The sequence below is a fragment of the Pseudoalteromonas sp. APM04 genome, from assembly GCF_022809815.1.
GTDB classification, from domain to species: domain Bacteria; phylum Pseudomonadota; class Gammaproteobacteria; order Enterobacterales; family Alteromonadaceae; genus Pseudoalteromonas; species Pseudoalteromonas marina.
The window spans coordinates 2,842,781-2,868,513 of sequence record NZ_CP094441.1 but is presented as its reverse complement, the minus strand read 5'-3'; the positions used below and the strand labels follow the sequence as shown (position 1 = coordinate 2,868,513).

25 protein-coding genes and 4 tRNA genes are annotated in these 25,733 nt (G+C 40.8%); 22 read left to right on the top strand and 7 right to left on the bottom strand.

Features of this window, described 5'->3' with window-relative positions; all coding sequences use genetic code 11:
* Positions 1-106 precede the first annotated feature (106 nt).
* The 11 genes from prfB to MTP24_RS13220 all read left to right on the top strand — a co-directional run bounded on the left by prfB (position 107) and on the right by MTP24_RS13220 (position 10,562).
* Positions 107-1,205, top strand: a protein-coding gene (gene prfB, locus MTP24_RS13270; RefSeq protein ID WP_096801177.1) for a peptide chain release factor 2 whose coding sequence is annotated in 2 segments (ribosomal slippage) — positions 107-181 and positions 183-1,205 — 1,098 coding nt in all. Because the reading frame shifts where the segments join, the coding sequence is not laid out codon by codon here.
* A gap of 26 nt (positions 1,206-1,231) precedes the next feature.
* Entirely contained in the window at positions 1,232-2,767 is a 1,536-nt protein-coding gene (gene lysS, locus MTP24_RS13265) for a lysine--tRNA ligase (RefSeq protein WP_006793137.1), read from the top strand.
* 279 nt (positions 2,768-3,046) lie between these two features.
* On the top strand, positions 3,047-3,229 hold the full coding sequence (locus tag MTP24_RS13260) for a hypothetical protein (RefSeq protein ID WP_010556551.1): 183 nt from the start codon (positions 3,047-3,049) through the stop codon (positions 3,227-3,229).
* A gap of 128 nt (positions 3,230-3,357) precedes the next feature.
* A tRNA-Ser gene (locus MTP24_RS13255) sits at positions 3,358-3,450 on the top strand.
* Between the two features lie 35 nt (positions 3,451-3,485).
* Positions 3,486-3,562 (top strand) — tRNA-Arg (locus MTP24_RS13250).
* A gap of 47 nt (positions 3,563-3,609) precedes the next feature.
* Positions 3,610-3,686, top strand: a tRNA-Arg gene (locus MTP24_RS13245).
* Positions 3,687-3,735: 49 nt separating this feature from the next.
* A tRNA-Arg gene (locus tag MTP24_RS13240) sits at positions 3,736-3,812 on the top strand.
* A gap of 504 nt (positions 3,813-4,316) precedes the next feature.
* Positions 4,317-5,492 carry a DUF1343 domain-containing protein gene (locus MTP24_RS13235; RefSeq protein ID WP_203984931.1) on the top strand — a complete coding sequence of 392 codons (1,176 nt, stop codon included), beginning with the start codon at positions 4,317-4,319 and terminating at the stop codon, positions 5,490-5,492.
* 9 nt (positions 5,493-5,501) lie between these two features.
* Positions 5,502-7,154 (top strand): penicillin binding protein PBP4B, encoded by a 1,653-nt coding sequence (gene pbp4b, locus MTP24_RS13230; protein ID WP_203984929.1) that lies wholly within the window; start codon positions 5,502-5,504, stop codon positions 7,152-7,154.
* Between the two features lie 177 nt (positions 7,155-7,331).
* Positions 7,332-8,708 (top strand): Na+/H+ antiporter NhaC family protein, encoded by a 1,377-nt coding sequence (locus MTP24_RS13225; protein ID WP_243531609.1) that lies wholly within the window; start codon positions 7,332-7,334, stop codon positions 8,706-8,708.
* A gap of 183 nt (positions 8,709-8,891) precedes the next feature.
* Positions 8,892-10,562, top strand: a complete 1,671-nt coding sequence (locus tag MTP24_RS13220; protein ID WP_243531607.1) for a P-loop NTPase fold protein — start codon at positions 8,892-8,894, stop codon at positions 10,560-10,562.
* A gap of 79 nt (positions 10,563-10,641) precedes the next feature.
* On the opposite strand, the gene MTP24_RS13215 is transcribed toward MTP24_RS13220, so the two are convergent.
* From MTP24_RS13215 to MTP24_RS13205, 3 genes are read right to left on the bottom strand one after another with little or no spacing between them, the layout of a single operon-like run.
* A complete protein-coding gene (locus tag MTP24_RS13215) occupies positions 10,642-11,253 on the bottom strand; it encodes a hypothetical protein (protein ID WP_243531605.1) in 612 nt (203 codons plus the stop codon).
* Positions 11,240-11,830, bottom strand: coding sequence for a sigma-70 family RNA polymerase sigma factor (locus MTP24_RS13210; RefSeq protein WP_243531604.1), 591 nt, complete (start codon positions 11,828-11,830; stop codon positions 11,240-11,242). The genes MTP24_RS13215 and MTP24_RS13210 overlap by 14 nt, the downstream gene beginning before the upstream one ends.
* 14 nt (positions 11,831-11,844) lie before the next feature.
* Complete coding sequence (locus MTP24_RS13205; RefSeq protein WP_243531602.1) at positions 11,845-12,480, bottom strand: energy transducer TonB; 636 nt, start codon at positions 12,478-12,480, stop codon at positions 11,845-11,847.
* Positions 12,481-12,626: 146 nt separating this feature from the next.
* On the opposite strand from MTP24_RS13205, the gene MTP24_RS13200 reads away from it, so the two are divergent.
* The 3 genes from MTP24_RS13200 to MTP24_RS13190 all read left to right on the top strand — a co-directional run bounded on the left by MTP24_RS13200 (position 12,627) and on the right by MTP24_RS13190 (position 14,212).
* A complete protein-coding gene (locus MTP24_RS13200) occupies positions 12,627-13,133 on the top strand; it encodes a DUF3087 domain-containing protein (protein ID WP_243531599.1) in 507 nt (168 codons plus the stop codon).
* Positions 13,134-13,154: 21 nt separating this feature from the next.
* Positions 13,155-13,604 carry a low molecular weight protein-tyrosine-phosphatase gene (locus MTP24_RS13195; protein ID WP_039038238.1) on the top strand — a complete coding sequence of 150 codons (450 nt, stop codon included), beginning with the start codon at positions 13,155-13,157 and terminating at the stop codon, positions 13,602-13,604.
* Between the two features lie 95 nt (positions 13,605-13,699).
* Positions 13,700-14,212: a hypothetical protein gene (locus MTP24_RS13190; protein ID WP_008129036.1), complete on the top strand. Its 513-nt coding sequence runs from the start codon at positions 13,700-13,702 to the stop codon at positions 14,210-14,212.
* Positions 14,213-14,271: 59 nt separating this feature from the next.
* On the opposite strand, the gene MTP24_RS13185 is transcribed toward MTP24_RS13190, so the two are convergent.
* Complete coding sequence (locus MTP24_RS13185; RefSeq protein WP_138740281.1) at positions 14,272-15,384, bottom strand: energy transducer TonB; 1,113 nt, start codon at positions 15,382-15,384, stop codon at positions 14,272-14,274.
* Between the two features lie 643 nt (positions 15,385-16,027).
* Here MTP24_RS13185 and ribA point away from each other — a divergent pair.
* The 6 genes from ribA (at position 16,028) to csrA (ending at position 22,096) form a co-directional block, all read left to right on the top strand.
* Positions 16,028-16,651, top strand: a complete 624-nt coding sequence (ribA, locus tag MTP24_RS13180; protein WP_243531597.1) for a GTP cyclohydrolase II — start codon at positions 16,028-16,030, stop codon at positions 16,649-16,651.
* Positions 16,652-16,728: 77 nt separating this feature from the next.
* A complete protein-coding gene (locus MTP24_RS13175) occupies positions 16,729-17,517 on the top strand; it encodes a BPSS1780 family membrane protein (protein WP_008129389.1) in 789 nt (262 codons plus the stop codon).
* Positions 17,517-17,969, top strand: a complete 453-nt coding sequence (locus MTP24_RS13170; RefSeq protein ID WP_006794350.1) for a regulatory protein RecX — start codon at positions 17,517-17,519, stop codon at positions 17,967-17,969. Before MTP24_RS13175 ends, MTP24_RS13170 begins: the two co-directional genes overlap by 1 nt.
* Before the next feature lie 19 nt (positions 17,970-17,988).
* The gene (alaS, locus tag MTP24_RS13165) at positions 17,989-20,589 is read left to right on the top strand and encodes an alanine--tRNA ligase (RefSeq protein ID WP_243531595.1); all 2,601 of its coding nucleotides are present in this window, start codon (positions 17,989-17,991) and stop codon (positions 20,587-20,589) included.
* Between the two features lie 6 nt (positions 20,590-20,595).
* Positions 20,596-21,813 (top strand): aspartate kinase, encoded by a 1,218-nt coding sequence (locus MTP24_RS13160; protein WP_243531593.1) that lies wholly within the window; start codon positions 20,596-20,598, stop codon positions 21,811-21,813.
* 91 nt (positions 21,814-21,904) lie between these two features.
* Positions 21,905-22,096: a carbon storage regulator CsrA gene (gene csrA / locus MTP24_RS13155; RefSeq protein ID WP_004587515.1), complete on the top strand. Its 192-nt coding sequence runs from the start codon at positions 21,905-21,907 to the stop codon at positions 22,094-22,096.
* Positions 22,097-22,147: 51 nt separating this feature from the next.
* Here the strand turns inward: csrA and MTP24_RS13150 are convergent, their stop codons facing one another.
* The 3 genes from MTP24_RS13150 to MTP24_RS13140 form a co-directional block, all read right to left on the bottom strand.
* Positions 22,148-22,615 carry a YcxB family protein gene (locus MTP24_RS13150; RefSeq protein WP_006794347.1) on the bottom strand — a complete coding sequence of 156 codons (468 nt, stop codon included), beginning with the start codon at positions 22,613-22,615 and terminating at the stop codon, positions 22,148-22,150.
* 130 nt (positions 22,616-22,745) lie between these two features.
* Positions 22,746-22,937 carry a hypothetical protein gene (locus MTP24_RS13145; protein ID WP_006794346.1) on the bottom strand — a complete coding sequence of 64 codons (192 nt, stop codon included), beginning with the start codon at positions 22,935-22,937 and terminating at the stop codon, positions 22,746-22,748.
* A 51-nt stretch (positions 22,938-22,988) separates the two neighbouring features.
* Positions 22,989-23,162, bottom strand: a complete 174-nt coding sequence (locus MTP24_RS13140; RefSeq protein ID WP_006794345.1) for a DUF1328 family protein — start codon at positions 23,160-23,162, stop codon at positions 22,989-22,991.
* A 522-nt stretch (positions 23,163-23,684) separates the two neighbouring features.
* On the opposite strand from MTP24_RS13140, the gene MTP24_RS13135 reads away from it, so the two are divergent.
* Both MTP24_RS13135 and oadA read left to right on the top strand, forming a co-directional pair.
* Positions 23,685-23,930 carry an OadG family transporter subunit gene (locus tag MTP24_RS13135; protein WP_058404828.1) on the top strand — a complete coding sequence of 82 codons (246 nt, stop codon included), beginning with the start codon at positions 23,685-23,687 and terminating at the stop codon, positions 23,928-23,930.
* Between the two features lie 11 nt (positions 23,931-23,941).
* On the top strand, positions 23,942-25,723 hold the full coding sequence (gene oadA / locus MTP24_RS13130) for a sodium-extruding oxaloacetate decarboxylase subunit alpha (RefSeq protein WP_006794343.1): 1,782 nt from the start codon (positions 23,942-23,944) through the stop codon (positions 25,721-25,723).
* Positions 25,724-25,733: the final 10 nt, after the last annotated feature.

Sequence of the window (25,733 nt, the reverse complement as noted above, 5' to 3'; positions counted from 1 at the left end):
GCGCGATTTTTTGTTAAAATCGGGCGTTTTTATCATTTGACGATAATTTATTGCGGATATTCCTCAAGTCGGGCCGTAATAATCTAGCCATTTTGGAGTAATGTACATGTTTGAAGTGAATCCTGTGATTAATCAAATCAAGGAAATTCGCGATCGTACTGAACTGCTTCGGGGGTACCTTTGACTACGCTCTTAAACAAGAGCGCCTAGAAGAAGTTAACGCCGAACTTGAAGATTCAGCTGTATGGAATGAACCTGAACGCGCACAGGCACTTGGCCGTGAAAAGTCAGCATTAGAGGCGGTTGTTGAAACAATCGACAACTTAGTTGCTGGCGCTGATGACGTTGAAGGCTTGCTTGAGCTTGCAATAGAAGCGGAAGACGAAGACACCTTTGACGAAGCAAATGCAGAGCTTGAAGGCCTAAACGAGCAATTAGAGGGTTTAGAGTTTCGTCGTATGTTTTCGGGCACGCACGACGCAAATGATGCATACCTTGATTTACAATCAGGTTCAGGCGGCACTGAAGCTCAAGACTGGTGTAACATGTTACTTCGCATGTACCTACGCTGGGGCGAAGCAAAAGGCTTTAAAGTTGAGCTAGTAGAAGCAACCGATGGCGATGTGGCCGGAATAAAAGGCGCAACAGTTCGCTTTGTTGGTGAATACGCTTACGGTTGGTTACGTACAGAAACAGGCGTACACCGTTTAGTTCGTAAAAGCCCATTTGACTCAAGTGGCCGTCGTCATACATCGTTTGCCTCTGCGTTTGTATACCCAGAGATAGACGACAACATTGAAATTGATATTAATCCGTCTGACTTACGTATAGACGTGTACCGTGCATCGGGCGCAGGTGGTCAGCACGTTAACACCACCGAATCGGCAGTGCGTATTACTCACGTGCCTACAAACACGGTAGTGCAATGTCAAAACGAGCGTTCGCAGCATAAAAATAAAGCCCAAGCAATGAAGCAATTAAAAGCTAAATTATTTGAGCTTGAGCTACAGCAGCAAAATGCTGAAAAACAAACGCAAGAAGATGCAAAATCAGATATTGGTTGGGGCAGTCAAATTCGTTCATACGTTCTTGATGACTCGCGCATTAAAGATTTACGCACCGGCGTTGAAAACCGCAATACCCAATCGGTACTTGACGGTAACCTAGACAAATTTATTGAAGCCAGCCTTAAATCTGGCCTATAACCACCAAGCTAATAAAGAGCTAAAAAATGACTGATAAAATCCAAGACGAAAACAAGTTAATCGCTGAGCGTCGCGGCAAGTTAGATGCTATTCGCGAAAATTGCCCAGCCAACGGTCATCCAAACCAATTCCGTCGTGAACATTACACGGCTGATTTGCAAGCTGAGTTTGGTGATAAAACAAAAGAAGAATTAATTGAGCTACAGCACGTAGTATCAATTGCTGGTCGTATTCTTGCTAAGCGTGGTCCATTTATGTCTATTCAAGACATGAAAGGCCGTGTACAAGTTTACGCATCAAAAGACGTACAAAAAGACTTAAAAGCAAAATATGGTCAGCTTGATATTGGCGATATTATTGGTGTTAAAGGTCCACTTAATAAATCAGGCAAAGGCGATTTATACGTAGATATGGCCGAGTACGAATTACTTACTAAGTCATTACGCCCATTACCAGAAAAATTTCATGGCCTTTCAGACCAAGAAACAAAATACCGCCAACGTTATGTTGATTTAATTACTAACGAAGCAACGCGCGAAACGTTCCGTATCCGTTCACAAGTAGTTGAAGGTATTCGCCGCTTTTTAGCAGATCGTGACTTTATGGAAGTAGAAACGCCAATGCTGCAGGTTATTCCTGGCGGTGCGTCTGCGCGTCCATTTGTGACTCATCATAACGCGCTTGATATCGATATGTACTTACGTATTGCGCCTGAGCTTTACTTAAAGCGTTTAGTGGTAGGTGGTTTTGACCGCGTATTTGAAATTAACCGTAACTTCCGTAACGAAGGGTTATCAACGCGTCACAACCCAGAATTCACTATGATTGAGTTCTACCAAGCATACGCCGATTACATCGATCTGATGAACATCACCGAAGACATGCTACGTACAGTTGCAACAAATGTTTTAGGCAGCCCAATTGTTGTTAATACAACGAAAGATGAAAACGGCGAAGTAATCGACTCAGTAGAGTACGACTTTGGTAAGCCGTTTGAGCGCCTAAGCATGGCTGATGCTATCTTAAAATATAACCCTGAGTTTGATGCTGCGGTATTTAATGACCCAGAAAATCACTTTGAAGAATTAAAAGCGTACGCGAAACAAGTGCACGTTAAAATTCCTGAAAACTGTGTTTGGGGCCCAGGCAAGTTTTTATGTGAAATATTTGAAGAAACGGCTGAGCACATGCTTATCCAACCTACATTTATTACAGGTTACCCATGGGAAGTGTCGCCGCTTGCACGTCGTAACGACGACAATGCATTTGTTACCGACCGCTTTGAATTTTTTGTTGGCGGACGTGAGCTTGCAAATGGTTTCTCGGAGCTTAACGATGCACAAGACCAAGCAGAACGCTTTACTCGCCAAGTTGAAGAAAAAGACGCAGGCGATGATGAGGCAATGCATTACGATGAAGATTACATACGCGCACTAGAGTACGGTTTACCGCCTACTGCTGGTGAGGGTATTGGTATTGACCGATTAGTAATGTTATTTACTGACTCATCTACAATTAAAGATGTTATTTTATTCCCGCATATGCGTCCGCAAGCTGACTAAGCTTAACGAAAATAACACCTTGAAACGCCGCTTAATTGCGGCGTTTTTGTTTTTACTTTGTTTATTCATAGCTAATAAGATCATTATTCATATATTAAGCTGTTGATATTTAGTTGTAATTTTTTATGAAAATTTTTATGTGCATATAACAAATTAATGAGTAACATTTAAACATTATGTTGTATTTTTGTAACTTTGTTAGCTACAATACGGCCAAATTTTAAACGACCTAACTTTTAGGTGCTGTAAATAATAAAAACGGATTTACAAAATAATAAAATGACAGATAAAACTATCGAAGAGTCGGAAGAACTTAGTCAAACAGAGCGAGAGCGAGAAGCTTTTTACCGAGCATGCATTGCAGAGTTTCAACAGCTAGGTTATCAAGAGCAGTACCTAGCTAGTTTAAAAGATAAATGCGTACCAACCGACGACACACATACGCCTAACGAAGAGAGTTAATTAGCTTAAAAATTAGGCTTCTTTAATATAAAAACATAACATATGTGTGTTCTGTAACCATATAGACACTTTTGATAGAAAAGTGTTTGACATATTTTCTGAAATCTTTATTATACGCCCCACAAGACGGAGAGGTGTCCGAGTGGCCGAAGGAGCTCCCCTGCTAAGGGAGTATAGAGTTTGTAGCTCTATCGAGGGTTCGAATCCCTCCCTCTCCACCATTTTTTAAATGGCGAAATCTTGTAAACGTAAAGATGGGCGCATAGCTCAGCTGGATAGAGTACCTGGCTACGAACCAGGCGGTCGGAGGTTCGAATCCTCCTGCGCCCACCACTCTTTACACACTCTGCTTAGAGTATAAAAAAGCAAATAGTAAAAGTGGGCGCATAGCTCAGCTGGATAGAGTACCTGGCTACGAACCAGGCGGTCGGAGGTTCGAATCCTCCTGCGCCCACCACTTTTACACACTCTACTTAGAGTATAAACAAGTAAAAAAGAATGAAAGTGGGCGCATAGCTCAGCTGGATAGAGTACCTGGCTACGAACCAGGCGGTCGGAGGTTCGAATCCTCCTGCGCCCACCACTTTCATAAATAAGCCGACATTAAGTCGGTTTTTTTGTGCCTGAAATAAAGTGAATATGGGAAAATAGCAAGCCACGAACCCGACGGTCAGAGGTTCACTCTTAGAAGGTACGTCCTGCGCCCACCACTTTCATACATAAGCCGATGCTAAGTCGGTTTTTTGTGCCTGAAATTTGAGAAAGCTTTCAGATATCAGTTAAACCTAATGATACATACTGCCAAATCTTCCATTTAGTCACTTCTCTAAAAGCGCAGCGTCTCTAAACCTCTTTGTGAATAACGCTCTTAAAAATAACTGCACAAAGAGAAATAAAAGAGGAGTAAATGAGTAGTTCAAAACCACTATGAGTAATTAAACGCTGAAGCTTAAATCGTCGTAGACGTAGAACGTGCTCACGTGAGAAGCGTAGCTTCTAATTACTTATGTATCGACTCAAAAGCATTCGCTGCTCTTTAACTTAAGCTGTGGTATTTTAAACACCTTGTTTAAAAGGATCTTGCTGTATGTTTAAAACCGTATTTTTTATATTTTTATTGAGTTTAAGTGCGCTTTTTACTATTACCACACACGCGAATGAAGCAAAGCATTCAGTAACCGTAGGGGCTGAACAGCCGGCAGTGTACTTACCGCAATTACAAAATAAACGTGTTGGGTTAGTGGTAAATCAAACCTCTTTAGTAGGGCAAGCACACTTGGTTGACAGCCTGCTTAGTAAAAATATAAACATAACCAAAATTTTTGCACCCGAGCATGGTTTTAGAGGCGATCACGACGCCGGTGCTCATGTTAAAAACGCCATAGATAGCAAAACCGGCATTCCACTAATTTCTATTTATGGCAAAAACAAAAAGCCAAGCGCTGAAGCTCTTAGCAATGTAGATGTTATTGTTTTTGATATTCAAGATGTGGGTGTACGTTTTTATACCTATATAAGCTCTATGCATTACATGATGGAGGCTGCGGCTGAGCAAGGTGTTGAATTTATAGTGCTTGATAGGCCAAACCCCAATATTGCCTATATTGACGGGCCAATTCTTGAGCGCGAATTTAAATCGTTTGTAGGCATGCACCCAATACCCGTGCTACATGGAATGACGGTAGGTGAGCTGGCTAACATGATCAAAGGCGAGGGCTGGATCAATAAAGCCACCGATCTAAAGCTCACCGTGATCCCGGTTGATCGTTACACACGCACAACTCGTTATAGCTTACCTGTAAAACCCAGCCCTAATTTACCAAACGATCAATCAATCGCGCTTTACCCATCGCTGTGCTTTTTTGAAGCAACCCCTGTGAGTATTGGCCGCGGCACCGATTTTGCGTTTCAGGTTATTGGTTATTCGCCGGTAAAATTAGGGGATTTTAATTTTACACCGCGGGCTATTAAAGGCGCTGCTTTAAACCCTAAATTTAAAAATACAACGATACATGGCCTTGATTTAAGGCAAGTAAACGCCGCAGGGCTAAATTTAACGTACTTAATAAACGCCTACGCCACCCTTAATAAAGATAACGTCGATTTTTTTGAACGCGCTGGTTTTATGGATAAATTGGCAGGTACTAATAAATTGCGTTTAGCTATAGAGGCAGGGCAGTCGGCTGCGCAAATAAAGAAAAGCTGGCAACGCGGCCTCACACAATTTAAAGCGCAACGAGCGCCTTATTTGTTATATGAGTAAGGCTTAACCATGTTATTTATTTTAAAAAATACTCGCTCCATAAAAAACGCATGGTTAGCCGCTTTGAGTTTAATTATTATAGGCTGCAGTAGTACATATAATTCATTAAAATCGCAGCCATTGCTGACTAAAAGTCAGCTAATAGAGCTGCCAAACGCACAAGTTGTAGCCAGCTTTCCTGAGCCAAATCCAAGTAGCCGGTTTTATGTAAACAACCGTGGCACATTTAAAGCGTATAAAGGTCGCGGCCAATTATTAATACAAAACCACAGTGCCGAAAGTGCCGATATTTACATAAACAATCAAAAACTTGCTACCAATACGTTAACCACTAATACGCTTTATAATTACAGCTTAGCGGCGCATACTCATAATGGGATAAACACATTTAAGGTAGAAAATATTTTACCTAAAGGCGCAAGCTTAACGCTGCGTTTTGCATTTCCTACATTAAATTTAACGCCTAACAAGCCAGTTGATTTTACTGACGTTGATGAACTTATTGAGCGTGATATTAAAGCGGGGTTTCCTGGTGCAGTGCTGGCGGTTGTTAAAAATGGCGAGCTAATAAAACTCACAGCTTATGGTGATGCAAAGCAGTACCAGCAAAACGATCTAATGCTACTGCGCCCAGAGCCTATGCAAACCAATACTCTATTTGACTTAGCCTCAAACACTAAAATATTTGCCACTAACTTTGCACTCATGAAACTAATAAGCGAAGGGCAACTCAATATAAACAACCCCGTGCAAAGTTATTTAACAGAATACACAGGGGGTGGGCGAGAGCAACGCACAGTAAAAGAGTTACTTACTCATAGCGCAGGCTACCCACCTGTGTTTGATTTTCACCGAAAAGATACACAGCAAGGCGATGCATTTTATTCTCAAAATAGCCAAACCACTAAACAGCTTTTGCTCACCAAAGTGCCGCTTAATAACAAAAAACCAATGCAACATGTATATTCTGATATTGATTACATGATTTTAGGTGTATTGGTTGAGCGCATAACAGGGCTGCCACTAGACGAGTACTTAGAGCAGCACGTTTATAAACCCCTTGCACTGAGTAACACGCTATTTAACCCCCTTAAAAAAGGCTTTGAGCGTAGTCAATTTGCAGCCACCGAACTTAGCGGCAACACCCGCGATGGGCGTATTACTTTTGATAATATTCGAACACATGTGTTGCAAGGCCAAGTTCATGACGAACGCGCATTTTACTCGTTTGGCGGCGTTGCTGGGCATGCCGGGTTATTTAGTAACGCTCACGATTTAGCTGTGCTTTGCCAGCTATTATTAAATAATGGTGGCTACGGCGACCAACAATTATTTAGTGCAAGTGCCTTAGCGCAGTTTTTAACGCCGCAAAGCACTAACGAAACGTACGGCCTAGGTTTTAGGCTTGCAGGTAATAACCAAGCACGGCGTTGGCACTTTGGCCCTTATGCCAGCGCACAAGCGTATGGCCATACCGGTTGGACAGGCACCGTAACAGTAATCGATCCCGCTTACGACTTGGCCATTGTTTTGCTTACTAACGCGCGCCACACTGCAATTAAAGGCACACAAAAACGTTATGAATTTACAGGCAAACAATTCGAAACCGCGCAATACGGATCTGTGGTATCGCTTGTTTACGAAGCGCTGTTAAATCAATAAATTATCGTATAGGTTAAAATGGGCTAATACAGTTACGCCCAATGGCTTATTTGCAGGTGACTTGGCAACATCAATCCATTAAGCTAAGCGGTTTACTCCATTAAGCCACTTTTTAAGTTTTGGGCTTAACATATAAGCGTTTAAGCGCGGGTTGTTAATAATTAAGGTTAACTTTTTATGCATTGGTATTCTATTTTACCGCCGCTAATTGCGATTGCTATCGTGTTTTGGCGCAAAGAAGTCATTATGGCGCTGCTAGTTGCCGTGGCGTCTTCTGAGTTTTTACTTGCCTTACAAGGGGAAGGAAATAGCGTATTTTCAACATTTTTAAATACCATAGAGCGTATTATCTCGGTGACAAGTTCGCCGGGTAACAGCCGCATACTCATATTTAGTATTTTAATAGGAGCCTTACTTGCCTACATTCGTGAATCTGGCGGTGTGGCGGCAACGGTTAACTTATTAATGAACAAAGGGGTTGCAAAAGGTAAGCGCCAAGTTGGCTTTTTAACTATGTTTACTGGCGTTGCGGTGTTTATAGAGTCAAACCTAAGCGTGCTTACGTCGGGTATTTTGTCGCGTGGCCTGTTCGACAAATTTAAAATGAGCCGTGCACGCCTTGCCTACATTATAGATAGTACCAGTGCCCCTGTGTGTATTTTAATACTACTTAACGGCTGGGGTGCATTTGTGCTGGGCTTATTAGGTAATTACGAATTGGGCGAATCGGCGGTATCGGTACTGTGGGGCAGCGTTGGGTATAACTTTTACGCCATAATTACCTTGGTTATTGTTTTTTACACCATTGCGTTTGATAAAGTACATGGCCCAATGAAAGAGGCCGAACAAAAATTAGAGCTACAAACAAACGAGCTAAAAGAAGAAGTAAAAGGCTCTAAAGCGCGCTTTATGTTAGTGCCATTATTTACGCTAATTGCCAGCATGGTAGGCTTTATGTTTTACACTGGTAACGGTGTGTTGGCAGAAGGTAGCGGCTCTAAATCGGTATTATATGCAACTGTACTCGCGATTGTGGTTGCTTACTTACTAATGATTAGTTCGCGCCAATTTACCCACCACCAATTGGTTGATACTGGCTTTAAAGGCATGGGTGAATTACTTCCATTGGTAAGTATTGTTTTGCTCTCGCTTACGTTAGGTGCAAGCTTAAAAGAGCTAGGTACGGGTGTGTTTGTTGCGTCATTGGTAGGCGACTACTTACCTATTTACTTAATAGTGCCCGTGCTGTTTTTAACAGGGGCGGTTATGTCGTTTACTACGGGTACATCGTGGGGCACGTTTGCCATACTTATCCCCATTGGCGTACCGCTCATACAAGCACTGGGTTTACCACCTTCATTGGTGGTCGGTGCTATTTTGGGCGGCGGTATATTTGGCGATCACTGTTCGCCTATATCCGATACCAGCGCGGTGTCGGCGCTTGCATCGGGGTGTGACTTACTCACTCACGTTAAAACCCAGCTACCGTACGCGTTATTTGGTGGCGCACTGACCTTTATTGCTTATTTGGTTATTAGCATTATTGTGCTGTAAAAACTCGGAATTTAAATATTTAAAAGCCTGCTTAATCGCAGGCTTTTTTATTTAAGATTGATCACCATCGAGCACATCTAGGCGCTACACAGAGATAAATAATAATAGCTTTTTATTAATAGGTTACGTTCATTGAATGTTGTATGGCATTATGTGAAAAAGAATGATTTAAAGGGAAATTAAATGCACGACATTAAAGAATTCAATTGGAGTAAAGCAACTAATCCTCCATTAGAAGAGTATTTTCCTGCAGATAAATTAGATCGTGCTCGCTACGCTACATTTTTATCAAGGCTATTGGCTCAAGAGGGATTTGACGAAAGCAGGCCTGATGAAGAGCAAAAGAAAAACTATGTATTAAACTTAAACGCTGAGTGGGGGGCAGGTAAAACCTATTTTCTTAAGCGTTGGTCACAGGAATTAATAGTAGGTTACCCTGTAGTTTATATTGATGCATGGCAGCAAGACTATTCGGACGATCCATTTTTAACTGTAATTGCAGGTATCATCAAGCAGCTTCAACGTCAGGCTAAGTTTAATATAACTATTCCTAAGAGTGCAGTTTCTATGTTTAAGGCTGTTGCACCTGCTATTGCACAAGGCCTAACTAAAAAAATATCAGGCATAGATTTAGATGAGTTACACACATTACTATTCTCTGATGAAGAAATTGAAGATGATCAAAAGCAAAATTCTAACAAGTTAACTGGCAGCGACTTTTCGCCCGCAGTAAAGGTGCTTGCACAAAACTTAATTAAAGATCATGAAGCTAAAAACAAAAGCATTGAAGTAATAAAATCTAAGTTAGCTGATTGGGTCTGTAAGTTTGAAGAGCAGGAAGGTAAATCGTTACCCATATTTATTTTTATTGATGAATTAGACCGTTGTCGCCCAAGTTATGCAGTAGAAATGCTTGAGACAATTAAACATATTTTTGATGTAAAAGGTATCGTATTTGTTGTGGCTACGGATACCGAGCAGCTACAACATACAATAAAATCAATATACGGTGAAGGGTTTGACGCTAAGGTTTATTTAGGCCGTTTTTTTAATAGTCGTTACAGTTTAAAGCGTCCTGTTTTAAAAGACTTTTTATCAGTACATAGCGATACAACTAAATTTGAAACTGCGTATTTAGAAAGTAAAAATATTGAGCTGCTCCCTCGTACCAAAACGTCCGAAACCACTTTAGCTAATATCTCAGTTGTATTAGATGCCTTTCAGGTATCAGCAAGAGCAGCTATTCAAATTACTGAACGTATTACAGCCATTATTATTAATTTACCAAGTGGCAAAAAAGTAGATGTTCTTGTGCTCGCTATTTTGTTTTGTATCCATGAAAAAGACCACCCACTTTATGAGGAGATAATAAATGGTAGGTTCAAAAGAACAGAACGAGGTGATGAAAATAAGATCATAGATATTAGCCTAGCTGACTTCTTACAAAAGGATATATCAAAAGAGTATTTATCAGCCGAGATAATTTATTTTATTGAGCCACAGAGATATATAAGTACATTTTATAATGACAATTTTGGTTCAAAAGAAAATAGCTATTCCACGGGGAATTATCCTATTTCACTATCAAAATTTATTAAGAATATTTTTTTTCGTGCTTTTGTCTCAGAATTAAACCCTTATGATGTTTGGATTCCTGATAGCGATTACAGTTTAACTCAGTTGCAAAACGCAGAAAAGGCGTTAGCACAGCATAAAATAGAAATTTCTCCAGAAGTTACTTTATTATGGCTTGACTATATTTATATCGAAGATGAATACAACAAAATCATAAAAGAACACTACCGTGATTTTATAGAGCTTTCTTCACCATTAGATTACATGGGTGATAGTTAACTATCTCTGTGCAGCGCGAAGCGCCTCTGTGTTCTCGGTGGTAATTACTTATTTAAATTACCACCATGCTAAAAATAACCTAAGCCTTGCACTGCCTCACCCCAACTCCTGCATGCTTCAGGGCAATAATTTCCCCTTTGCCGTTATGCGCCATAGCGAGCATATCACCGGTATTGATATTACTTTCTACTGCGTGCCTTCCCTTTAAATCACTCAATAGCGACTGCTTAATTTGCACTAGCACCTCGTAATGACAACTGGCTATGTACCAGTCGTTGTCGACCTTTACGAGCGTGCCGTATTCTATGTGGCGTTGCTGGTGGCGGCGTAAATCGTTTGCTAATTGGGTGTCGAGCGCGTGTTTTTGTTGCGTTATGACGCTTGTATAGCTACCTGTTTGATCTATTTCATGCGTTGTTATAAACGAGTAGTCGTGTATATCTATGGTGTTTAATACGGTTTTAGGGGCGGTATTTATTACGTTGTTGCTGTTGAGCACTATAAAGGCCAGTAAGCCCAGAGCGCAGGTAAGGCTTGTGAGTTGCAGGGCAAAGCCTAACTTTTTAGGTTGTTTTTGAGCTACGCTGTGTTTTAACGCCTGTTGTTGAGCATGCGAAAGGGTTGTACGAGCTTTACGCGCTTTAAAGTGGTTTGTAAGCTTTTCATCAAACTGCTCATCAGGCTTGTTCATTATTGTCTCCTAATAATTGTTTTAGGTTTTGTTTGGCATAGCGCAGTCTTGTTTTTATGGTTTGGGCGTTGCTTTGCGTTATAAGCTCTATGTCGGCAAGGCTAAAACCTTCTTGTTGTAAGGTGATGGCTTCGCGTTGCACAAAGCTCAGTTGCTTGAGCGCCGTGTTGAATGCTTCGTAACTAATGTGTGTGTCACCTATGTGCGAGTCACTACGTGTTAATTCGCTTTGATTGGCACTTTGCAAAGGTTGTAGGCTGTTTTCGTCAAGCTCCACAAAGTGTTGCTGTTTTCGGTATTCGTCTATTAGCGTGTTACGTGCGAGTTTAAACAACCACGCTTTAGGCGTGGTTTGCGCTTGGTAAAGGTGGCGCTTTTCAATTACTTTTAGCCATGTTTGCTGGCTTACGTCGTATGCTAAGTGAGTATTAGATTGCGTAACTAGGTAGTGGTATAAATCGTTACTGTAGAGTGCAATAAGCTGCTCTAAGTGACGGTTTTCTCCACTTTTTGCATAACGCGCCATGCAGTCTTTGCTGGGCGTTTCAAATAACCAGGTTTTAATACTCATTAGCATAGGCGTTTAGTCCGTTAAATAGAGCTATCTAATTTAAAATCAAGTTGAACCGTTTGATCTGTTTGTAATTGTGCCACACCTTCAATTACTTTTGGGCGGTATTTCCAACGTTTAATAGCGCGTAGTGCTTCGCGGTTAAATATACGTTTTGGTTCGGCGTTTAAAACTACCGCGTCTATTACTTCGCCAGTGGGCGAAATATTAAAGCTAAGTTGTACCCAGCCTTCTATTCCATCACGCGCAGCGGTGGTTGGGTACTTTGGATTTATACGCACAATGGGTGAGGCATCTCCCGTTGGGCGATTAAGGGTATTGTTAATGCCGTCACCAAAGTCATCCATTATTAATGGCGGCGCCGTGTTGATTGCCATAACGGGGTCGGCGCTAGGTGTTACACGCGGTGGCGCTTTAGGCGGCATTTTTGGTGTAGGTGGTTCTGGCATTTTATCTATGTGTCTTACTTTTGAATCTTCAGGCACTTTAAATATTTCAACCGTTATTTCTTTGCCAGGGTCTAGTGGTGCGCGTTGGTCGCCACTGATTAGGTATTGCATAAATGCAAAGGCGGCAAAGGTCATTGCTGCACCACCAATAACGGCGGTTGATGTTTTTATAAATGTTGGGTTATTTGGGGTTTCAAGTGTGTGCATAAGCCGCTCCTAGTTAACTCATTATGTGGTTTTCAGAGCTATAACGGGTGGCAAATCAAAAAGGGGTGAAATATTTTTATAAAAAATGCGGGGTTTAGTTACAATAGCGTTTCGCATTCTTTTACTTATTAACTTTTTAGGCTGTTATGCAACTCATTGAAATAAATAAATCGCGTTATCGTAAGCATTTAAATCGTGTCATTGTGGGCTGTGCGGCCTCGCTTGCGGCGGGGAGCTTAGCTATATCGCAAACGCTGATTGCGTTGTTTCCGGATGAAAGCGGAAGCCATTTTCATTGGAACTTAACTGGTGTGGTTATTACAAGTTTAGCCATAGGGTGGTTGTTAAATAAATACCGCACTCATCCTTACATGACCGAAGTGGTTTATGTATGGAAGCTAAAACAGGCACTTAATAAAATAACCCGTAAAATGCCAAAGTTAAAAGCTGCTGGGCGCGAAGGTAACCCCGCTGCACTATTAGCCATTCATTACAGTTATGCGGGCTCGCGTTTATTGTGGCAGCTAGACGACAACCTCATAACAATGGAAGACCTAGCCATTAAACAAGCTGAGTTAGATTCGGTTGCTGCGCAGTTTAATTTAACGCTAAATGCTGACGATTACGAAGAGAGCATATTAAAACAGTTTTAAAGCCTAATTTAAGGAGCCGCTATGAAAAAGGTACTGATTGTATGTTTAGGTAATATTTGCCGTTCACCTACTGCTGAGGCGGTTTTAAAAGCGCGTGCAAAAGCCTTGGGTGTAAAGGTGGTGGTCGATTCTGCAGGTACAATTGGCTATCACGAAGGAAAATCCCCCGATAGCCGTTCAATGGCGGCGGGTGAAAAGCGCGGCTATAGCTTTAAAGGAATACACTCGCGTAAAGTTCGCACTAGCGACTTTAACGAGTTTGATTTAATTTTAGCAGCCGACAAACAAAATTTAACTGATTTAAAAGAGCAGTGCCCAACGCATTTACACTATAAGTTAGCGTTGTTTTTAGAGTACGGGGAGCAAAGCACAAGTGCCATACCTGATCCCTATTACGGTGGTGACGACGGCTTTGAAAACGTACTTGATTTAATAGAAGCGGCCAGCGATAACATACTTGCTAAAATGTAAGCGCCTCTTATCAGTTTGTTACATTAACGAACATTTGTTTTATTGCCCTTTGTTCCTCAATTGAGTACGATTTATCCTTACTCAAAAGGAATATTATGAATACAAAAATATTACTACTGGTTCTATCACTTGGTTCGGGTTCTGCTTTTGCTAATGATGTGAGCTTTTCGATTGGGGGTGGCTACCCTTACTTGGTTGTACCTGAAGTGTCTTTATCGGCAGATAACAATTCTCAACGCTGGTACGCAAACTATAAAATTGGCCTAGATGATGGCTTTTCAGTGGGTTTTGAACACGCAGTTAGTGATAACAATAAACACGCATTGGGTGTGTTAGTTGGGGCTATTGGCGCACGTGATACCGACCAACCATGTGAAAGCACAAACACTGACGATATTGCTAGCGAGCTAGGTAATATTTTTGGATGTGCGCTAGGGCAAATATTTGATGATGAAACCACAAATGGTATTGGGCTTACATACAGTTATAACTTTAACGGCTTAAATAATAGTGGTTTTAGACTAATACTTGATGCGGGCTATGGTAAAACAAGTGACAGCAACGAAAAAAGAGCCGATGGTGCTATTCGTATTAGTTACGAATTTTAGGGCGTCGTGAATAAAAATAAAAAAGGCGCTAAATAGCGCCTTTTTTATTTGTAAAACCGCTAGCGGTTTATTTTAAAATCTATTTGCACCTGGGTGCTTGCTACTACGGGGCTTCCGTTTTCAAATTTGGGGGCATAACGCCATTTTTTAAGTGCCTCTAATGCTGACTTTTCAAATGCGTGGCCACCTTCTGAGCTTATTACTGATGAGTTTTTTACAAACCCGGCAGTGTCTACATCAAACTGAAGAACAACAATACCATCTGTATTTTGGCGTGCTTTATTTACTGGGTACTTAGGTGGTTGGCGGTATACCGGTGTTTGTTCTTGTGAGTCTTTCCATGGCACCATTTCGGCAATAGCTAAACAATGTTTAGTTGCTTGTTCGCTTTGACCTGTTTTTTCGTAAAGGTTTACAAGTTTTGAGTGCGCGGTAAGTTCGGCGTTATGATCAAAGCTTAGGTTGCTATCAAATACCGAAACAACATGATTTAAACGCTCAATCGCTTTTTTATATTTTCTCTTACTTTGCGCAAACGAGGCGACTAAAAAGTCTGTTTTGATTCGCTCAACCGTGTTTTCGTCTAAATTTTCACGGTAGTATTCATCGGCTTCGTTCAATAACTTTTGCGCTGCACGAAACTTTTTATGTGCAAACTTACTTGCTAACAACGACGCGGCTTCAAATTGCATATCGGCAACAAATTTTGGTTTATTTTGTGCTTTAGCAATATCGATTATACGTTCGAGATGATCTTCTGCCAAAGACGCTGATTTAGCATTTTCGGCTTTACCTAAAAGTGCGTCGAGCGTTTGTAATGCATTTTTGCCGTGGTTATCAGCTAAAATTGTATACGCTTGCGAGTATAGGCTATAACGCTGCTGCCTTATGTTTTTTTTGTTGCTTGTTGTGCTTGGCGGTGTAATGGCTTTAGCATAATTAATAGCAAGGTTTGCTGTGTTGTCGCTTTTATCGCCGTAAAAAGTAAGGCCTGTAGTGTAAGCTCGTTTTGCGGCTTGCTCAATATCGTGTTTTGTTTCTACTGCGTTTAGGTAACTTTGATAGGCAGTTGAAAAAGCCGCTTTAGCGTTGTCAGTTTGGCTAGCAAGTGTATTATTTGTAAAGGCAGATAAGCTTAATCCAACAAATAGTGCAAGGTGTTGTGGCTTCATAATGATCCTTATTAATTGTGAACCTGAACTTTGAATAATAACTCTATGCTAAGTGGTAATTACAGCGCTAACTACATTAAATTTATTTGCAAAAGATATGTAATTTTACAAGTAGATTTAAATTTTATTCACTAAAAGCGTTGGTTAAAAAGCAGTAGACTTAAATGTCATTACTCTCGTGTTATTAAACGTTTTATTTAAAATTCAGATAAATTTAACTAAAAATAACTTACTACAGATGATAGCTATTGTCATTAAATAGGTACGAAAAGCCAATGTTATATGTTGATTTAATGTGTTTTTTACTTAACAAGAACGCTGGTTAAGAGACTTGCTAACATATTGAATAAGAGTGATATCTTAGATTTTTATCTAGTCAGAGATTTTCAATGAAAACAAGGCGAATTTACGCGTTAATAGCAGGCCTATTGCAATTACATTCAACGCAGTTAGCGCTGAAAATAGCTGCTAGAGATAGGTTTATTATCCCGAGTTCGGGTTAATTAAGGTTAGTCATTGAAAACAGGCGCTGTCGTCGCCATATAATTGCGATAAACAATGTTGTACTACGATCTAATTTTACTCTTTTGTGATATTATCACTTTATTGTCGTGTCGTAGTTATTTAAATATTTGGATTTGTCGTGGCGCAAGTAAGAGCAAGAGTCCAACTTAATGTTGGCAAAAATAGTGATATCCCTGCAGAAATAGTGTCATTTACTGACCTAAAAGATGGCCAAGAACATATTGCTATGGTGTTTAACAACGCCGATACCGAGCAAGATGTACCGCTTATTCGTATGCATTCGGAGTGTTTAACGGGGGATGTTTTTCATTCGTCACGCTGTGATTGCGGCGAACAGTTAAACGAATGTATTGAAATGATGCACGAGCAAGGCGGTATTTTGCTTTACTTACGCCAAGAAGGCCGTGGTATTGGTTTATACAATAAGATTGATGCTTACGTATTGCAATCGCAAGGTATGAATACCTACGAGGCCAATAACTATTTAGGCTTTGCAGACGACTTACGCGACTTTTCGGATGCGGTATTAATGCTTAATGCGCTTAACTTAAAGCACGTTAAATTAATGACCAACAATCCTAAAAAACTCAATGCTTTGAAAGATGCGGGTATTGAAGTTGATACAGTTATTGGTACACACGCACACATAAAGGCGGGTGTAGCAGGTAACAAAGCCTACTTAGAAACCAAAATAAAGCATGGCGCACATATGCTAGATATTAAAAAAATTAAAAAACCTTAATATTACTGGTCTGCCTCTGTGATCCCACCCAACGCCAAGTTATACTTGGCGTGTTTCGTTATAAATTAAGAGCAAGTATGTCTACACAATTACGAGTATTTAAAGCAGATGCCGGGCTAAAGTGGTTAAAAGCGGGATGGCTTATTTTTAAAACCCAGCCAATGACGTTTATTTTTATGCATTTATTTATTGGCATTGTGGGCTTACTGTCGTTGTTTTTACCTTTACTGCAAGTGGTTGCTGCACTGGCTACGCCTTTTTTAACTGCTGGCTTTTACCAAGCAGTGCTGACCAAACAGCAAGGCGGTAAAATAATGTTGGCTGACATTCTTAAGCCATTTTCAGCTAAAGGAAACCGTTTAGGCTTGGTACGTTTGGCGTTATACCAAATGGGTGCGGGTATTTTAATGGCGTTATTAGCAAACGGTTTATTTGCCGATGCCGTGGCAATTATGAGCCAGCCAGGGCTTGAACCTCAAGCTGCACTTGAGCAAACTATTGCGAGTATTTCGGGTGCGAGTGTTATTTTATTTTTTATGGCCATGCTTATTTATTTAACGGCCTTTGCCTATGCGGTACCGCTTGTTTATTTTAATAAAGAGCAACGTATTTTAACGGCGCTTAAGCAATCGCTTATGGTTTTTTATCATAATTTGTTTCCGTTGAGTGTTTTTGGCGTTATTTGCGTACTATTTATGGCGGTTTCTATGTTCTTATCGTTCTTACCACTGTTGATTTTAATGCCGATTTGCTACATTAGTTTTTTTGTTTCTTATCAGGCGATTTTTATGCCGATTGTCCCACCAAGTGACGACAAAAATGTTAAGCCACTAAGCAGTGAAACAAGCGGACGCTTTGACGCTTAATGGATGATAAGTTAAAACAAAAATTAAAAAATTATGTACTTTGGTTACTCGGGCGCCAAGAATACTCGCGTCGTGAGTTAACCTTTAAATTACAGCAAAAAGAAGCCACAGATGAGTTTATCGAAAACTTGCTTGATTGGTGCGAAAAGCACAATTTTATAAACGAGCAACGTTACTGTGAAGGCTTTGTAAGAAAACACATTTTTAAATGCCATGGGCTTAAGCGAATTCAAAGCGAGGCCATGGGTAAAGGGATTGACCGTTCGCTACTCGAAAGAGTAGTTGAAGAGCTTGAAATAGACTGGTTTGAGCTTGCGCAGGATGCGTATAACAAAAAATATTCAAATACACCGGCAAACCTCGATTACAAAGACAAGGCTAAGCGCGTGCGCTACTTAATGTATCGAGGTTTTAGCTACGAACAAATCGATTTTGCAATGCAATCACAGTAAATACAGGTGAGATTTTCACATGCAGCACATGACTACCGCACAAATTAGGCAACAGTTTTTAGACTTTTTTGCCAGCAAGCAACACCAAGTTGTTCCTTCAAGCTCGCTTATTCCGGGTAACGATGCCACGTTATTGTTTAACAATGCCGGTATGGTGCAATTCAAAGATGTATTTTTAGGCGCAGAATCTCGCCCATATACACGTGCAACAAGCTCGCAGCGTTGTGTGCGTGCCGGTGGTAAACATAACGATTTAGAAAACGTGGGTTACACGGCGCGCCATCACACATTTTTTGAAATGTTAGGTAACTTCAGTTTTGGTGACTACTTTAAGCAAGAAGCAATTAAGTTTGCGTGGGAGTTTTTAACTGAGGTTGTTAAATTACCTCAGGAAAAACTGCTTGTTACTATTTACCACGATGATGAAGAAGCATTTGAGTACTGGTCAAAAGATATTGGCTTAAGTGAAGATCGCATTATTCGTATAGCTACCTCAGATAACTTTTGGTCTATGGGTGATACAGGCCCGTGTGGTCCGTGTTCTGAAATATTTTACGATCACGGTGAGCATATTTGGGGTGGTCCTCCGGGCTCTCCAGAGGAAGACGGCGACCGTTTTATCGAAATTTGGAACCTCGTATTTATGCAGTACAACCGTCAAAGCGACGGTACTATGCTGCCATTACCTAAGCAATCTGTTGATACGGGCATGGGCCTTGAGCGTATTTCTGCTATTTTGCAGGGCGTGCATTCAAACTACGAAATCGATTTATTCCAAGGCTTAATTGCAGCGGCGGCGAGTGTCACTAACGCGCAAGATATGGACGATAAGTCACTTCGCGTAGTAGCGGATCATATTCGCTCTTGTGCGTTTTTAATCTCCGACGGTGTTATGCCATCTAACGAAGGACGTGGTTACGTACTTCGTCGTATTATTCGCCGTGCGGTACGCCATGGTAATAAGCTTGGCGCACAAGGCGCGTTTTTCTTTAAATTAGTTGCTGCACTTATTGAGCAAATGGGTCAAGCGTACCCAGAGCTTGCTAAGCAACAAGAAATTATCGAAAAAGTACTGCGTATTGAAGAAGAGCAATTTGGTAAAACACTTGAGCGTGGTTTAGCTATTTTAGAAGAAAGCTTAAGCGACCTTAAGGGCGATGTGATCCCTGGCGATTTAGTATTTAAACTTTACGATACGTATGGTTTCCCTGCCGATTTAACCGCCGATGTTGCGCGTGAGCGCCAAATGACCATTGATCATAAAGGCTTTGAAGAATGCATGGCTGTACAGCGTAAAACTGCGCAGCAAGCTGGTAAATTTGGTGCCGATTACAACGAGCAGTTAAAATCAGATAAACACACTGACTTTAAAGGCTACGACAGCACGCACTACAGTGCGACAGTGGTTGAAGTGTTTGCCGGTGGTGAGGCCGTACAGTTATTAGAAGATGGCCAAGAAGGCATTGTAATACTAGATCGCACACCGTTTTACGCAGAATCGGGTGGCCAAACGGGTGATACCGGTACAATTACAGTGGCTGGTGGCGAGTTTAATGTGACTAACACTACTAAACTAGGTAATGCATTTGCGCACCACGGTACAGTACAAGGCCGTATTGGTGTTAACGATAAAGTGGATGCCACTATTGATGATGCTCGTCGTGAGAACATCAAGAAAAACCATACAGCTACGCATATTTTACACGAAGCATTACGTCAGTTATTAGGTGAACATGTAAGCCAAAAAGGCTCGTTAGTTCAAGCGGATCGTTTACGATTTGATTTCTCGCACTTTGAAGCGGTAACTAAAGACGAACTTCGTGACATTGAACGTGTAGTTAACGACGAAATTCGCCGTAACTTTGCACTTAACACTGAGCTTATGGCTATTGATGATGCTAAAGCGAAAGGTGCAATGGCGCTGTTTGGCGAAAAGTACGACGACGAAGTGCGCGTAGTAACCATTGGTGATTACTCAATTGAGCTTTGTGGTGGTACACACGTTGAACGCGCGGGCGATATTGGCTTATTCAAAATAGTATCTGAAAGTGGTATTGCTGCAGGTGTTCGCCGTATAGAAGCAGTAACTGGCGCAGATGCGGTTGCTTATGTAAGTGAGCAAGAGCAACAGCTTAGCGATGTAGCAGCGCTAGTTAAAGGCGATAGCGCATCGGTACTTGAAAAAGTAACTGCGCTTCTTGAGAAGTCTAAAGGCCTTGAAAAGCAAATTGCTCAGCTTAACGATAAGCTAGCGAGCGCTGCAGGTGCATCGTTACTTGATTCGATTGTGGAAATTAATGGCGTTAAGCTATTGGTTGCAAATGTTGAAGGCACTGAGTCTAAAGCGCTTCGCGGTATGGTTGACGACCTTAAAAACAAGATTGGCTCAGGTGTTATTGCCCTCGGTGTTGCCAGCGGTGACAAAGTAAGTCTAATTGCGGGCGTGACTAAAGACTTAACTGGCAAAGTAAAAGCCGGTGAGCTTGTAAACCACATGGCTTCTCAAGTAGGCGGTAAAGGTGGTGGTCGCCCAGACATGGCACAAGCAGGTGGTTCTGAGCCACAAAACCTTGCTGCTGCACTTGATAGCGTTACTGCTTGGTTAATTGAGCGTACTTAAGCCTAAGTGGCGTTAATTGTACAGAAGTATGGCGGCACGTCGGTTGGCTCAATAGAGCGAATAGAAGCGGTCGCCGACCTTGTTGTTAAAACTAGGCAACAAGGTCATCAAGTGGTTGTAGTGCTCTCGGCTATGTCGGGAGAAACCAACCGCTTAATTAACCTTGCCAAACAAATAGATTCCCGTCCTAGTAACCGCGAGCTCGACGTACTAATTAGTACCGGCGAGCAAGTATCGGTTTCGTTATTGGCTATGGCTATTATCAAACGCGGCCATTCAGCCGTTAGCCTATTAGCTGATCAAGTTAATATTCAAACCGATAATATGTTCGGTAAAGCCCGCATTACAGACATTGCAGCAACACGTTTAAAGCATGAACTTGAGCATAACCGTATTGCTATTATTGCCGGGTTTCAGGGGCGTGATGTTGAAGGCAATATAACAACCCTTGGCAGAGGCGGTACTGATACGTCGGCTGTAGAAATAGCTGCGGCTATAAAAGCTGATGAATGTCAGATCTATACTGATGTTGACGGCGTATATACTACAGATCCTCGGGTTGAACCTAACGCACGAAGAATGAGCCAAGTGACCTTTGCTGAAATGCTAGAGTTAGCAAGCTTAGGTGCTAAAGTATTGCATATTCGTTCTGTTGAGGCGGCAAGTAAACACAATGTTCCATTAAGGGTGCTTTCGAGCTTTAATCCCGATGAAGGAACATTGATTACGTTTGAGGAAGACGATATGCCAAGTAAAGTTGTTTCGGGTATTGCATTTAATGCAGATGAGTGCTTAATTAAGGTACAGAGTGTGCAAAGCGGCACTCAAAATCTTGTAAAAATATTGAAACTTTTTGCTGATAACGGCATCGAAATAGATATGATTAATCAAGTTAATCATATCTTTGAAAAAATAGACTATGCTTTTACTGTGCATTCGAACGACTACCCGCAAGCGCTTGAGTTACTAACCGAGCAAAAGGTGTCTTTAGGTGCTGAAAATATAATCGGGCTAACAACCATTGCAAAAGTATCTGCTGTTGGTATGGGAATGAAATCGCACTGGGGTGTTGCTAGTTTATTTTTTGATGCCTTAGCAAATGAAAATATTAATGTAGTTTTAGTGTCTACATCAGAGATTAAAATTTCAGTTTTAATAGATGAAAAGTACCTCGAACTGGCTGTTCGTGCATTACACAAAGTATTTTTAACGGAAAGTAGATAGATAGTGAGTTTTTACTTACTTTTTAGTCTATTTTTCATTAATATGGATAAGCGGAATCTTATAATTTTTATTGGAACATGGGAGCAAGAGAATGCTAATACTAACTCGTAGAGTAGGTGAAACCCTTATGATCGGTGACGAAGTAACAGTTACCGTTTTAGGAGTTAAAGGAAATCAAGTTCGAATTGGTGTAAATGCACCAAAAGACGTTTCAGTGCATCGTGAAGAGATTTACATGCGTATACAAGCTGAAAAGTCTAACCCTAATCCGGGCAATGCTTAATCAACACGTATACTTAACTAAATAATTTATTTAGCTAAGCCAAAAAGCCACTCATTGAGTGGCTTTTTTGTTTATAAAGTCGAGCATTTCATCTGTGAGTATTTGCTTAGAGATATATTGCATGTTGTTTTTATTTTTTATCAATAAGCCCTGTGGTGTTTCGATTACGTCAGTGATGTCTTGCCAAGCGAGCTGATAGCTTTTGTAATGGTTTGCCGATTTAATGCCTTCATCATCAAAAGTGAGCGTAACCTCTGAGCCTGATGCTCTGCTAAACATTTGTCTGGTTACCCACCATGGCCTGCGATAATAAAAAGCAACGCATTCGAGTACAGCAACCATGATCAAAAATGTTCCTAAATAATGATCAGCTAAACCGTAAATGCTAAATAAACCAAGCGAAACTAATAGTACCAGTAAAAAATACTTAGGCTGAGCGCGTTTACTGTAAGGAAGTGACTCGTCAAAGCATTCATAAAAGTAGGGTTTATCAAGTGTGTAGGTTGTTGAAAATGACATAGTGCCTTGCTTTAAAAATCGTTTTATATATTTTAGCAAGTTCGCTTATAAATGAGCAGCTTTATAATGCGTGCATTTATTTCGGGCACAAAAAAACGGCCAGGTGGCCGTTTTTTTAATATACTAACTATTAACAGTTAGTTTCTTCAGCGTTTACGCCTTCTTTTACTTCTTCACACGTATCTTCAACAGAGTTTTGTACATCTGTTACTACTTCATCAATACGTTCACCGGCTTCTTCTGCGTTGTTATCTTGGCAACCCATGATGAAAAAACTTGCGAAAAGACCAATTAGTGCTGCTTTTAAAGTTGTAGAGTTCATAGTGTAATTCCTTGTAAATAAATAAAATTGTAGTGTTAGTTGAGTATATGCCTACCTGGGCGATTTACCACGCAGCGCACCTGAAACTAACGAAATAACTAAAAGTACTATAAAAATAAAGAATATAATTTTTGCTATACCAGCTGCGGCACCCGCGATGCCACCAAAACCTAACACTGCAGCGATTAAAGCAATAACTAAAAATGTGATTGTCCAGCGTAACATTGTTTTCTCCTTGGTTATCAAATTTGTACACAATAGTTAATGCTAGTTGCGTGCCATGATATATTTTTGTTTAATATCAGTTGTTTATGTTTTTTTCTGTGTTTTTGAGTTTGCTTGATTGGTAACTTTTACGTTGGGTTGTGTAACTTATTCACACACAAGTGCAGGTTGCAATTAAAGGGTGCTTAAAAAAGCCCTTCTTGGTAAGACCAATTAACAAGTTTGTTTTTTTCTACATATTATGAGTGATTTTAGGTTCAGTAAAGTACGGGGAATTCGGCTTTGTTAGAAATTCAGCCATAGCTTAAAAATATAGTGAGTATTTTTTTTGTGTATTATGGGGTGTTGATGAGTAAGGGTTTTTACTGTGGTTAATAAATTTGGTTATATGTTATTTTTATTTTAATTGGTTTTACCAATTTACAATGGCTAGACAAAGATATTTGTTTTGTTATTATCTAGTGAATAAATATTTAACTAAATCGACTTTTTATTTTCGATATGGGTTTCAAGGGGAGAAAAATGGATATAGGTGCTGTACTTACAACCGCTGGTAGCTTAATGCTAACAGGTATGGTTGGAGTGTTTGTCTTTCTTTCGATATTAATTGGCGCAGTTACAATAATGTCTAACTTAGTGGCGCGTTTTAGCCCTGCTGAAGTTGCGACTCCAGTTAAGTCACCATCGTTTAAATCTCAAGGTGTGCCAAATGAGCACATCGCTGCTATTAGTGCTGCCATTGCTCAGTACAAATCAAATAACAAATAAGGGGCACACACATGGCTAAATTAAAATTAACAGAATTGGTTCTTCGTGATGCGCATCAGTCATTACTTGCCACGCGTATGCGCTTAGATGACATGCTACCGATTGCAAGTAAATTAGATGATGCAGGTTACTGGTCAATTGAATCGTGGGGCGGTGCGACCTTTGATTCTTGTATTCGTTATTTAGGTGAAGATCCGTGGGAGCGTATTCGTGCGCTTAAAAAAGCGATGCCAAATACTAAGCAGCAAATGCTATTACGCGGTCAAAACTTATTAGGTTACCGCCATTATGCTGACGATGTTGTTGAAAAGTTTGTTGAGCGCGCACACAAAAACGGTGTTGATGTTTTTCGTATTTTTGATGCAATGAATGATGTGCGTAACTTAGAAACTGCGATTAAAGCGGCTGTAAAAGTAGGTGCTCATGCTCAAGGTACTATTTCGTACACGGTAAGCCCTGTTCATACACTTGATATGTGGCTAACTTTAGCTAAGCAACTAGAAGAGCTTGGCTGTCATTCAATTTGTATTAAAGATATGGCGGGTTTATTAAAACCGTACGATGCAGAAGAGCTTATAAAAGCGCTTAAAGAAACGGTGTCTATTCCAATCGCTATGCAGTGCCATGCTACAACAGGTTTAAGCACCGCTACATATCAAAAAGCTATTGATGCCGGTATTGATATGCTTGATACCGCTATTTCTTCTATGAGTATGACTTACGGTCACTCAGCAACAGAAACAATTGTAGCGATTGTTGAAGGTACCGCACGCGATACCGAACTCGATTTAAACCAACTTGAAGAAATTGCTGCTTACTTTAGAGATGTACGTAAAAAATACGCTGCATTCGAAGGTAGCCTTAAAGGGGTTGATGGACGAATCTTATTGGCTCAAGTACCAGGTGGCATGTTAACTAACATGGAAAACCAGCTTAAAGAGCAAGGTGCAGCCGATAAGCTTAACGAAGTGTTACTTGAAATACCGCGTGTACGCGAAGATTTAGGCTTTATTCCACTTGTTACGCCAACGTCGCAAATTGTAGGTACGCAGGCAGTACTTAACGTATTAACCGGTGAGCGTTACAAAACAATCACAAAAGAAACCGCAGGTGTATTAAAAGGTGAGTACGGTTTAACTCCAGCTCCAATGAATAAAGAGCTACAAGAGCGAGTACTTGATGGTAGCGACGTTATTACGTGTCGCCCAGCTGACAATATTGCGCCTGAACTTGAAACGCTTGAAGCAGAGCTATTAAAAGAAGCGCAAGAACAAGGTTTAACACTCGCTGATGATAAAATTGACGACGTACTTACTTATGCACTGTTCCCGCAAGTTGGTTTGAAGTTTATCAAAAACCGTAACAACCCAGATGCGTTTGAACCAGTCCCTAGCGTAGAAGATAATTCAAGTAAGTCACCAGCTAAGGTGTCAGCCAAAGGTAACAGTGTTAAGGCTGAGCAATATAGCGTTAAGGTAGACGGTAAGGTTTACGACGTTGTCGTAGCGCAAGGCGGTGAACTTAAAGAGGTAACGTTAAAAGATTCTGAGCACTTACCTCAGTCTGCTTCAGTGGCTTCGGGTGAAACGTTAAATGCACCTTTAGCAGGTAATATTTTTAAAATAAAAGTAAAAGCCGGCCAAGTTGTAAACGAAGGTGATGTTGTTGTGATTATGGAAGCCATGAAAATGGAGACTGAAGTTCGCGCAATGCATACTGGTACCATTGCTGAAGTGCTTGTGTCTGAGGGTGACTCAGTGACCACGGGCGACGCAATTATTGCGCTGGCTTAAGGAGTAAATG

What these genes read in the sequence shown, in the direction of transcription:
- lysS (WP_006793137.1), top strand. Translation starts at nt 1,232, where the DNA reads ATGACTGATAAAATCCAAGACGAAAACAAGTTAATCGCTGAGCGTCGC.
- MTP24_RS13260 (WP_010556551.1), top strand. Translation starts at nt 3,047, where the DNA reads ATGACAGATAAAACTATCGAAGAGTCGGAAGAACTTAGTCAAACAGAG.
- MTP24_RS13235 (WP_203984931.1), top strand. Translation starts at nt 4,317, where the DNA reads ATGTTTAAAACCGTATTTTTTATATTTTTATTGAGTTTAAGTGCGCTT.
- pbp4b (WP_203984929.1), top strand. Translation starts at nt 5,502, where the DNA reads ATGTTATTTATTTTAAAAAATACTCGCTCCATAAAAAACGCATGGTTA.
- MTP24_RS13225 (WP_243531609.1), top strand. Translation starts at nt 7,332, where the DNA reads ATGCATTGGTATTCTATTTTACCGCCGCTAATTGCGATTGCTATCGTG.
- MTP24_RS13220 (WP_243531607.1), top strand. Translation starts at nt 8,892, where the DNA reads ATGCACGACATTAAAGAATTCAATTGGAGTAAAGCAACTAATCCTCCA.
- MTP24_RS13215 (WP_243531605.1), bottom strand. Translation starts at nt 11,253, where the DNA reads ATGAACAAGCCTGATGAGCAGTTTGATGAAAAGCTTACAAACCACTTT.
- MTP24_RS13210 (WP_243531604.1), bottom strand. Translation starts at nt 11,830, where the DNA reads ATGCTAATGAGTATTAAAACCTGGTTATTTGAAACGCCCAGCAAAGAC.
- MTP24_RS13205 (WP_243531602.1), bottom strand. Translation starts at nt 12,480, where the DNA reads ATGCACACACTTGAAACCCCAAATAACCCAACATTTATAAAAACATCA.
- MTP24_RS13200 (WP_243531599.1), top strand. Translation starts at nt 12,627, where the DNA reads ATGCAACTCATTGAAATAAATAAATCGCGTTATCGTAAGCATTTAAAT.
- MTP24_RS13195 (WP_039038238.1), top strand. Translation starts at nt 13,155, where the DNA reads ATGAAAAAGGTACTGATTGTATGTTTAGGTAATATTTGCCGTTCACCT.
- MTP24_RS13190 (WP_008129036.1), top strand. Translation starts at nt 13,700, where the DNA reads ATGAATACAAAAATATTACTACTGGTTCTATCACTTGGTTCGGGTTCT.
- MTP24_RS13185 (WP_138740281.1), bottom strand. Translation starts at nt 15,384, where the DNA reads ATGAAGCCACAACACCTTGCACTATTTGTTGGATTAAGCTTATCTGCC.
- MTP24_RS13175 (WP_008129389.1), top strand. Translation starts at nt 16,729, where the DNA reads ATGTCTACACAATTACGAGTATTTAAAGCAGATGCCGGGCTAAAGTGG.
- MTP24_RS13170 (WP_006794350.1), top strand. Translation starts at nt 17,517, where the DNA reads ATGGATGATAAGTTAAAACAAAAATTAAAAAATTATGTACTTTGGTTA.
- alaS (WP_243531595.1), top strand. Translation starts at nt 17,989, where the DNA reads ATGCAGCACATGACTACCGCACAAATTAGGCAACAGTTTTTAGACTTT.
- csrA (WP_004587515.1), top strand. Translation starts at nt 21,905, where the DNA reads ATGCTAATACTAACTCGTAGAGTAGGTGAAACCCTTATGATCGGTGAC.
- MTP24_RS13150 (WP_006794347.1), bottom strand. Translation starts at nt 22,615, where the DNA reads ATGTCATTTTCAACAACCTACACACTTGATAAACCCTACTTTTATGAA.
- MTP24_RS13145 (WP_006794346.1), bottom strand. Translation starts at nt 22,937, where the DNA reads ATGAACTCTACAACTTTAAAAGCAGCACTAATTGGTCTTTTCGCAAGT.
- MTP24_RS13140 (WP_006794345.1), bottom strand. Translation starts at nt 23,162, where the DNA reads ATGTTACGCTGGACAATCACATTTTTAGTTATTGCTTTAATCGCTGCA.
- MTP24_RS13135 (WP_058404828.1), top strand. Translation starts at nt 23,685, where the DNA reads ATGGATATAGGTGCTGTACTTACAACCGCTGGTAGCTTAATGCTAACA.
- oadA (WP_006794343.1), top strand. Translation starts at nt 23,942, where the DNA reads ATGGCTAAATTAAAATTAACAGAATTGGTTCTTCGTGATGCGCATCAG.